The 9,075-nt window shown below is 32.7% G+C and carries 9 protein-coding genes and 1 pseudogene; 8 read left to right on the forward strand and 2 right to left on the reverse strand.

From position 1 onward, the window contains the following. The first annotated feature begins 419 nt into the window (after positions 1–419). The 4 genes from mvk (at position 420) to IDG45_RS13350 (ending at position 3,935) form a co-directional block, all read left to right on the forward strand. On the forward strand, positions 420–1,340 hold the full coding sequence (mvk, locus tag IDG45_RS13335) for a mevalonate kinase (RefSeq protein ID WP_000197034.1): 921 nt from the start codon (positions 420–422) through the stop codon (positions 1,338–1,340). A 4-nt stretch (positions 1,341–1,344) separates the two neighbouring features. Further along, positions 1,345–2,328 carry a diphosphomevalonate decarboxylase gene (gene mvaD, locus IDG45_RS13340; protein ID WP_000597338.1) on the forward strand — a complete coding sequence of 328 codons (984 nt, stop codon included), beginning with the start codon at positions 1,345–1,347 and terminating at the stop codon, positions 2,326–2,328. 12 nt (positions 2,329–2,340) lie between these two features. Next, positions 2,341–3,417 carry a phosphomevalonate kinase gene (locus tag IDG45_RS13345; protein WP_000616885.1) on the forward strand — a complete coding sequence of 359 codons (1,077 nt, stop codon included), beginning with the start codon at positions 2,341–2,343 and terminating at the stop codon, positions 3,415–3,417. A gap of 176 nt (positions 3,418–3,593) precedes the next feature. Further along, entirely contained in the window at positions 3,594–3,935 is a 342-nt protein-coding gene (locus IDG45_RS13350; protein ID WP_000798967.1) for a YuzB family protein, read from the forward strand. 51 nt (positions 3,936–3,986) lie between these two features. Here IDG45_RS13350 and merA read toward each other — a convergent pair whose 3' ends face one another. Then, positions 3,987–5,309: a hypothiocyanous acid reductase MerA gene (merA, locus tag IDG45_RS13355; RefSeq protein ID WP_000860609.1), complete on the reverse strand. Its 1,323-nt coding sequence runs from the start codon at positions 5,307–5,309 to the stop codon at positions 3,987–3,989. Next, positions 5,296–5,736 carry a redox-sensitive transcriptional regulator HypR gene (gene hypR / locus IDG45_RS13360; protein WP_001047246.1) on the reverse strand — a complete coding sequence of 147 codons (441 nt, stop codon included), beginning with the start codon at positions 5,734–5,736 and terminating at the stop codon, positions 5,296–5,298. Before hypR ends, merA begins: the two co-directional genes overlap by 14 nt. A gap of 57 nt (positions 5,737–5,793) precedes the next feature. Between hypR and IDG45_RS13365 the strand changes: the two genes are divergently transcribed. The 4 genes and pseudogenes from IDG45_RS13365 to IDG45_RS13380 all read left to right on the forward strand — a co-directional run. Then, positions 5,794–5,895 carry a hypothetical protein gene (locus IDG45_RS13365; RefSeq protein ID WP_031927741.1) on the forward strand — a complete coding sequence of 34 codons (102 nt, stop codon included), beginning with the start codon at positions 5,794–5,796 and terminating at the stop codon, positions 5,893–5,895. A 465-nt stretch (positions 5,896–6,360) separates the two neighbouring features. Then, the gene (locus IDG45_RS13370; RefSeq protein ID WP_000020798.1) at positions 6,361–7,767 is read left to right on the forward strand and encodes a T7SS effector LXG polymorphic toxin; all 1,407 of its coding nucleotides are present in this window, start codon (positions 6,361–6,363) and stop codon (positions 7,765–7,767) included. A 3-nt stretch (positions 7,768–7,770) separates the two neighbouring features. After that, entirely contained in the window at positions 7,771–8,391 is a 621-nt protein-coding gene (locus IDG45_RS13375; protein WP_000882101.1) for a DUF443 family protein, read from the forward strand. Between the two features lie 139 nt (positions 8,392–8,530). Next, positions 8,531–8,950, forward strand: a pseudogene (locus tag IDG45_RS13380) (DUF443 family protein); the annotation flags it as partial. Positions 8,951–9,075: the final 125 nt, after the last annotated feature.

A 9,075-nucleotide genomic window follows, 5' to 3' on the forward strand; every position in this document is an offset into this window, starting at 1 on the left:
ACGTATTAAATAGATTGAGAATAGGGTATATATAATGCGTATGACTATGAAAGAAACGAACCTTCTATTGAAATGTTCTAATACTTTAGTAGTAAATCTATATATTCCAATTATTATTTGTAGTATTATAGTTAGGGTGGAAAATTATAAATTGTAGGGCTATTTTATAAAAAGATAAAGAATCTGAAATATCACTCGATAAGATTTAAACTTTGAAGTAAACGAAAGTTAGTTTTATACTAATCAAGTTAAGTCAAATATAAATTCAAATTAAAGATTATACATAATATGAATAATGTGAGATAAAGACTGCAATGAAATTTAACGCGAATGCGTATGCAACTTAGAATATGATGTCTTTTACTAATAAATAAAAACAATGAATCAAGTATAGGATAAATATAAAAGGTGATATTGACATGACAAGAAAAGGATATGGGGAATCGACAGGTAAGATTATTTTAATAGGAGAACATGCTGTTACATTTGGAGAGCCTGCTATTGCAGTACCGTTTAACGCAGGTAAAATCAAAGTTTTAATAGAAGCCTTAGAGAGCGGGAACTATTCGTCTATTAAAAGCGATGTTTACGATGGTATGTTATATGATGCGCCTGACCATCTTAAGTCTTTGGTGAACCGTTTTGTAGAATTAAATAATATTACAGAGCCGCTAGCAGTAACGATCCAAACGAATTTACCACCATCACGTGGATTAGGATCGAGTGCAGCTGTCGCGGTTGCTTTTGTTCGTGCGAGTTATGATTTTTTAGGGAAATCATTAACGAAAGAAGAACTAATTGAAAAGGCTAATTGGGCAGAGCAAATTGCACATGGTAAACCAAGTGGTATTGATACGCAAACGATTGTATCAGGCAAACCAGTTTGGTTCCAAAAAGGTCATGCTGAAACGTTGAAAACGTTAAGTTTAGACGGCTATATGGTTGTTATAGATACTGGTGTGAAAGGTTCAACAAGACAAGCAGTAGAAGATGTTCATAAACTTTGTGAGGACCCTCAGTACATGTCACATGTAAAACATATCGGTAAGTTAGTTTTACGTGCGAGTGATGTGATTGAACATCATAACTTTGAAGCCTTAGCGGATATTTTTAATGAATGTCATGCGGATTTAAAGGCGTTGACAGTTAGTCATGATAAAATAGAACAATTAATGAAAATTGGTAAAGAAAATGGTGCGATTGCTGGAAAACTTACTGGTGCTGGTCGTGGTGGAAGTATGTTATTGCTTGCCAAAGATTTACCAACAGCGAAAAATATTGTAAAAGCTGTAGAAAAAGCTGGTGCAGCACATACATGGATTGAGAATTTAGGAGGTTAATGCGTTGATTAAAAGTGGCAAAGCACGTGCACATACGAATATTGCACTTATAAAATATTGGGGTAAAAAAGATGAAGCACTAATCATTCCAATGAATAATAGCATATCTGTTACATTAGAAAAATTTTACACTGAAACGAAAGTCACTTTTAACGACCAGTTAACACAGGATCAATTTTGGTTGAATGGTGAAAAGGTTAGTGGCAAAGAATTAGAGAAAATTTCAAAATATATGGATATTGTCAGAAATAGAGCTGGCATCGATTGGTATGCAGAAATTGAAAGCGACAATTTTGTACCAACAGCAGCAGGGTTGGCTTCATCAGCAAGCGCATATGCAGCTTTAGCAGCAACTTGTAATCAAGCGCTAGACTTGCAGCTGTCAGATAAGGATTTGTCGAGATTGGCGCGAATCGGTTCGGGTTCTGCGTCACGTAGTATTTATGGTGGATTTGCAGAATGGGAAAAAGGGTATAGTGATGAGACGTCATATGCCGTTCCACTTGAATCGAATCATTTTGAAGATGACCTTGCCATGATATTTGTTGTGATTAATCAACATTCTAAAAAGGTACCTAGTCGATATGGTATGTCATTGACACGAAACACATCAAGGTTTTATCAATATTGGTTAGATCATATTGATGAAGATTTAGCTGAAGCAAAAGCAGCGATTCAAGACAAAGATTTTAAACGCCTTGGTGAAGTAATTGAAGAAAATGGTTTGCGTATGCATGCCACGAATCTAGGATCAACACCGCCTTTCACATATCTTGTGCAAGAAAGTTATGATGTAATGGCGCTCGTTCACGAATGCCGAGAAGCGGGGTATCCGTGCTATTTTACGATGGATGCGGGTCCTAATGTGAAAATACTTGTAGAAAAGAAAAACAAGCAACAGATTATAGATAAATTATTAACACAGTTTGATAATAACCAAATTATTGATAGTGACATTATTGCCACAGGAATTGAAATAATTGAGTAAGGAAGAGATAAAATGATTCAGGTCAAAGCACCCGGAAAACTTTATATTGCTGGAGAATATGCTGTAACAGAACCAGGATATAAATCTGTACTTATTGCGTTAGATCGTTTTGTAACTGCTACTATTGAAGAAGCAGACCAATATAAAGGTACCATTCATTCAAAAGCATTACATCATAACCCAGTTACATTTAGTAGAGATGAAGATAGTATTGTCATTTCAGATCCACATGCAGCAAAACAATTAAATTATGTGGTCACAGCTATTGAAATATTTGAACAATACGCGAAAAGTTGCGATATAGCGATGAAGCATTTTCATCTGACTATTGATAGTAATTTAGATGATTCAAATGGTCATAAATATGGATTAGGTTCAAGTGCAGCAGTACTTGTATCAGTTATAAAAGTATTAAATGAATTTTATGATATGAAGTTATCTAATTTATACATTTATAAACTAGCAGTGATTGCAAATATGAAGTTACAAAGTTTAAGTTCATGCGGAGATATTGCTGTGAGTGTATATAGTGGATGGTTAGCGTATAGTACTTTTGATCATGAATGGGTCAAGCATCAAATTGAAGATACTACGGTTGAAGAAGTTTTAATCAAAAACTGGCCTGGATTGCACATCGAACCATTACAAGCACCTGAAAATATGGAAGTACTTATCGGTTGGACTGGCTCACCGGCGTCATCACCACACTTTGTTAGCGAAGTGAAACGTTTGAAATCAGATCCTTCATTTTACGGTGACTTCTTAGAAGATTCACATCGTTGTGTTGAAAAACTTATTCATGCTTTTAAAACAAATAACATTAAAGGTGTGCAAAAGATGGTGCGTCAGAATCGTACAATTATTCAACGTATGGATAAAGAAGCTACAGTTGATATAGAAACTGAAAAGCTAAAATATTTGTGTGATATTGCTGAAAAGTATCACGGCGCATCTAAAACATCAGGCGCTGGTGGTGGAGACTGTGGTATTACAATTATCAATAAAGATGTAGATAAAGAAAAAATTTATGATGAATGGACAAAACATGGTATTAAACCATTAAAATTTAATATTTATCATGGGCAATAAATGATTTGGTAGGGGAGCAATCATCTAATTTAATTAGAAGATAAATGCTCCATTTTTTATTGCCAGCCGTGTTACGTATCTTGAAAAAAATATTAAAAAGAGTAAAATAGATAGAGTTAACGAAAAAATTAATGAAATCGACGATATAGATATGATAAAGAAAGGTGGGTAGCAATATGAAAAATACATTCCTTATTTGTGATGAATGTCAGGCAGTCAATATTAGAACGTTACAAAAGAAGTTGGAAAAATTAGATCCCGATGCTGAAATCGTGATAGGTTGTCAATCTTATTGTGGACCTGGACGCCGAAAAACATTCACTTTTGTTAATAACCGCCCACTGGCTGCGCTTACTGAAGAAGAATTAATCGAAAAAGTTTCTCAACAATTAAAGAAACCACGTGATCCTGAAGAAGAAGAGCGTTTAAGAAAACGACATGAAGAACGTAAACGTCGTAAAGAAGAACAAGATAGAAAGCTTAAAGAAAAATTAGAAAAGCGAAAAGCACAACAATAAAACCTGATGGCAGCATCATTCAATGCGTGCCACCAGGTTTTTATGTTTTGTCTAGAAATTAAATAAATCATTAAATGATTCGGCCATCGTAGGATGCGTATAAATATTATCTCGTAATACGGTATATGGAATATTTTGATCAATCGCAAGTTTAATTATATTAATTAATTCTTCAGATTGCTTACCATATAATGTAGCACCTAAAATCATATTATTTTCATTATTAATGACTACTTTAAATAAACCTCTTGGATCATTGTTAATTTTGTGACGAGGTATAGCACTTACTAAAAGTTGATGTTCAGTGTAATCATAATGTTGAGCGGCAGCTTCTTTACTAGTTAATCCAACACGTGATAATGGTGGATCTATAAATACTGTATAAGGCACGCTGCCTCTATTGTCAATCGTACGTGACTGATTACCATATAACGCTGATTTGATAATTCGATAATCATCTAAAGATATATACGTAAATTGAAGTCCGCCTTTAACATCACCTGCAGCATAAATATGCGGCACAGTTGTTTGAAGATGAGCATTGACTTTAATTTCGCCTCTGTCGCCTAATTCGATATCAGTATTTTCTAAAGCTAAATCCGTATTCGGTTTGCGCCCGATTGCCAAAAGTACTGCATCAGCCTCAAAGTTGCCAATGTTAGTATGGACTGTTGTATGATGATCGTCAGATGACAATTCAGTCGTTTCAACATTTGTATGCAATGCAATGCCTTTATTTTCTAAGTCAGTAATAGCATGTGCAACGACATCTTGATCTTCGCGTGGCATAAATGATTCACCACGTTCTAATACTGTAACCTTACTACCTAAATTCGCAAACATTGAAGCAAATTCTAAGGCGATATAACCGCCACCTACAATAACGAGGTGCTTAGGTTGATAGTTAATGTTTAATAAACCTGTTGAATCGAAGACATGTTTAGCTTGATCAAGGCCTTTTATGTTAGGAATGATAGAGGTAGCACCGGTATTAATAATGATATGAGGTGCAGTAATACTATCGGCGATATCGCCATGTTGATCTAATAAATTCACTTCAGTATTAGATTTAAACTGCGCTTTAAAATCCAGTACATCAATGTTGTTATCGTCTGCTAATAAGTGGTAATTTTTATTGTTTAGCGCATTGACAACATCGTTTTTACGGTTATAACTTGCTTCAAAAGATTTGCCTTCTAATCCATCATGTACAAGCGTCTTTGAAGCTATACATCCTACGTTTATACAAGTGCCTCCATACATTTTCGGAGATTGTTCGATAACTGCGACGTGTTGACCTGTTGATGCAACGTATTTCGCTAAAGTTTTACCAGCTTTCCCAAATCCTATTACAATTAAATCATATGTTTTCATGACATAAATCCTCCTTTTGAATGTCTTCAATGACATCTTTGATTGTTTTTTCTTTATAAAATTTAATAATGATATTCTGTTCGTCTTGTTGATAATGTGACATGGTAGTTGCAATATTACGAGCAATTTGACAGTGACTGCCTTCGTCGCCAGTAAATAGTCGTGTGTGATGTTCTTTCTCTAAGACAAAATGTTTATATAATGTTGCTAAAGAGACATCAGCGCTACGATCATTTGCTAAATATCCACCATCTTTACCCCGTATTGTGTTAATCATTTTTAAATCGACAAGTTGAGTCGTCACGCGTCGTAATTGAACAGGATTTAAACAAGTTAATTCTGCTAATGAACTACTATTGAATTTTTCTGAATGATGCTTAGTTAAAAAAGCTAATACATGCACGGCAATGTTAAATTCTAAATTCAATGTTTCTCACCTCATAATTGTAACTGTATTAGTTACAATTAAAAATCATTTTGCTCAATGTGTCAATACTTATGTTTGAAAAGTGTTGAACTAGGAGTGTTTATAGTGATGATTTATTGTTTGAAATTTGTTGCATTAACGGCGAGATTGCACAATTGAAATTTTAGTTATGTATGAACTGATAGATATGAAATGAATATTGAAAATGAGGGCAATAAAATTTTGAATGATGATGTTGTGTGATTTTGTAAACTTGTTCGTATTTTAGAGACGTTTTGATATTTCGCATGATGAGGAAATACTTTTAACAACTGATGACATATTTTAATAGTGAATATATTTTGAGATATTAATATATTTAATGTTAAGGATGTTGTCGCAATAAAATTAAAATATTGAAAGATAATTTTTATTGATTAATTGCGAATATACAAAGACACCATTATATCCATATGCTAAAATAAGAAAAAAGGCGACATGTTATCTCAATTTACCTGCATCTAGACCCCTTTACATAAGAAATAATCATCGCCGAGTTTTAAAATTTTACAATTTTGTAGATGTAAAAAGCATTTGATTTTAAATAGTTTGAAAATCATATATTTTTGAAAAAGGAGCATGCCGATGAGTATTGACATGTATTTAGACAGATCTCGAAACCAAGCTTCAAGTGTGGGTAATTTGAGTCAAACAATGAATTCAAATTATGATGCGTTGGAAAAAGCAATTACTCAATTTATCAATGATGATGCGCTTAAAGGTAAAGCGTATACGTCAGCTAAGCAATTTTTTAGTACGGTGTTAATTCCATTATCAACAAGTATGAAAACATTGAGTGATTTAACGAAGCAAGCTTGCGATAATTTTGTGTCACGTTATACGAGTGAGGTTGATAGCATATCTTTAAAAGAATCAGAGCTTGAAGAAGATATCAGATCATTAAGTCAACAAATTACGCGATATGAAAATTTGAATAACAATTTGAAAAAGCATGCTTCCGATAATCAGCAAGCCATTTCATCGAACCAACAAATAATACGAACATTAGGTCAACAAAAACATGAATTAGAAGAGAAGCTACGCAAATTGCGTGAGTTTAATCAAAAATCACCAGAAATATTTAAAGAAGTTGAAGAATTTCAAAAAATTGTCCAACAAGGACTTACCCAAGCGCAGAATTTTTGGAACTTTTCAACAAATCAATTTAATATTCCTTCAGGTAAAGAACTTGATTGGGCCAAAGCAAGCCATGAAAAATATTTGGAAGTTGCCATGGGGAAAATTGAACATAAAGCAGAGAAAGAAACTTTAAATAAAGCAGACTTTGCTGTTATAAAGGCATATGCCAAAGAACATCCAGAAGACGATATCCCGAAAAGTATAATGAAATATATAAATGACAATAAAGATAGTATTAAACGAGATATAGGATTAGATATCACGTCAACACTTTTAGAGCAAGGCGGTATAAATGCAAGTAAATTCGGTGTATTTATCAATACAGCAGGTGGAGTGAAAGGCCCAGCCGGTCCAAATTCATTTGTGGAAGTCAAACGTACATCAGGTAATGTGTTTATAGAAAATGGTAGTAAATTTGCTAAAGGCGGAAAATATCTAGGTAAAGGTGTTGCAGGTGTAGGTTTTGCTATAGGTATGTATGATGATATGGCAAACGATGATAAAACAGTTGGTGAGGCGTTGTCGCATAATGGTATGACGCTTGCAGCTGGATCTGCAATGGGGACTATTGTGTCTGTAGGTATAACTATGCTGGCAAGTAATCCAGTAGGATGGGCGGTTTTAGGAGGTTTTGCTGCAGCAACAGGTTTTGCAATAGCGGCTGATTGGGCATATGAAAATAATTTGTGGGGATTAAAAGATGAAACAGACTGGGTAGGACATAAAATAGATGACGGTATCGATGTTGTAAAAAAATCTACAGAAAAGGCTGTTGATAGTGTAGAAAAAGCTGTTGGTGAAGCTACAAAAAGTATATCTAATCATATAAATCCTATGAAATGGAGCTGGTAAAAAGTGCTATGCGAATCTAAAATTATCAATAAAAACCCAAAATATCGAATTATTAAATATAATGGGGAATACTTAATGGTCGATATAATAAGCACTTGGATTAGTTTATTTTTTCCTTTTATTAATTGGTTCATCCCCAAAAGATACGTCAAAATTAGTAGAGAAGAGTTTGAAAATTTAAATATTGTTAAACCTGCTAAAAAGAATGTTTTTTGGCCAGTTGCAGGTATCTCTACTTTATTCGCAGTTACATTAAGAAAGTATACGCATTTACTTGACACTCAACTTGATAAAAAATTAGTTATTGCCATATGTTGTATCACATTTATAGGGATTTTAATATTTTATGTACGCCTAATTAAAAAATCATCTTTAAATATTTATAATACTAAAAATAAAAGGTCGAAAATCATCTTAATACCAACACTAAAAAATTTTTGTTTCACATTGTTCGGATATGTTTTTTTAATTTTTTGGACATTGATTTTCTCATATGCTCTATTATCAATGAGTTATCAAAACATAATAGTATATTTTGCTTGGATTACAGCAATAATGGGTTTTTTTCTAGTGAATATAGCTTTAATTATAGATAAAAACATTCATGTCATACTTAAAAATTAAATGGTAGTAATAAATTCAGATTAAAGATATGCAAATAACAATGAATAAAATTTTTAATGATAGTAAGTTGATAATATTTTAATGTCTTTTGAAGTATCGAAAAATGTATTACACATAAAATTAAAGGGATGTGGAGACATTGCTTTGCGAGGTAATAGCTATATACAAAAATCCCAAATATAGAATTATTAAATATAATGATGAATATTTGATGGTGAATATAATAAATAATTGGTTAGTTTTATTCATTCCACTGCTTAATTGGTTGACACCAAAAAGATACATCAAGATCAGTCAAGAAGAATTAGAAAGTTTAAATACTTTCAAACCTGCTAAAAACAATGCATTTTGGCCAGCATTAGGTAGTTCAGTTTTATTTAGTGTGACTTTTAGAAAGTATATGCCTTTATTTAATGTTAGATTGGAAAAAACAATAGTAATAGCCATATTTTTTGTTGTATTTCTTGGTATTTTATTTTTCTACCTAAATTTAAATCGTAGGCTAGCATTAAGTGTTTTTACTATGAATAAAGAAAAAAGTCAGAAAATGATATTGCTGAACTGCACCCAGTCTAGTAGACAATTAAATAATTAAAATTAATGGTTGGTTTTGTTGTTATACAGAATCAGCCATTTTTAATGTAATTCTTTCATGATTAAAGAAAAGAATAAAATCATGAATTG

The sequence above is a fragment of the Staphylococcus sp. EG-SA-10 genome, assembly GCF_017151945.1.
In the GTDB taxonomy this organism is placed as follows: domain Bacteria; phylum Bacillota; class Bacilli; order Staphylococcales; family Staphylococcaceae; genus Staphylococcus; species Staphylococcus aureus.

Bases quoted from the DNA above. Each gene is read 5' to 3' on its own strand.
- IDG45_RS13345 (WP_000616885.1), top strand. From the start codon at position 2,341: ATGATTCAGGTCAAAGCACCCGGAAAACTTTATATTGCTGGAGAATAT.
- IDG45_RS13350 (WP_000798967.1), top strand. From the start codon at position 3,594: ATGAAAAATACATTCCTTATTTGTGATGAATGTCAGGCAGTCAATATT.
- merA (WP_000860609.1), bottom strand. From the start codon at position 5,309: ATGAAAACATATGATTTAATTGTAATAGGATTTGGGAAAGCTGGTAAA.
- IDG45_RS13370 (WP_000020798.1), top strand. From the start codon at position 6,361: ATGAGTATTGACATGTATTTAGACAGATCTCGAAACCAAGCTTCAAGT.
- mvk (WP_000197034.1), top strand. From the start codon at position 420: ATGACAAGAAAAGGATATGGGGAATCGACAGGTAAGATTATTTTAATA.
- IDG45_RS13365 (WP_031927741.1), top strand. From the start codon at position 5,794: ATGTGTCAATACTTATGTTTGAAAAGTGTTGAACTAGGAGTGTTTATA.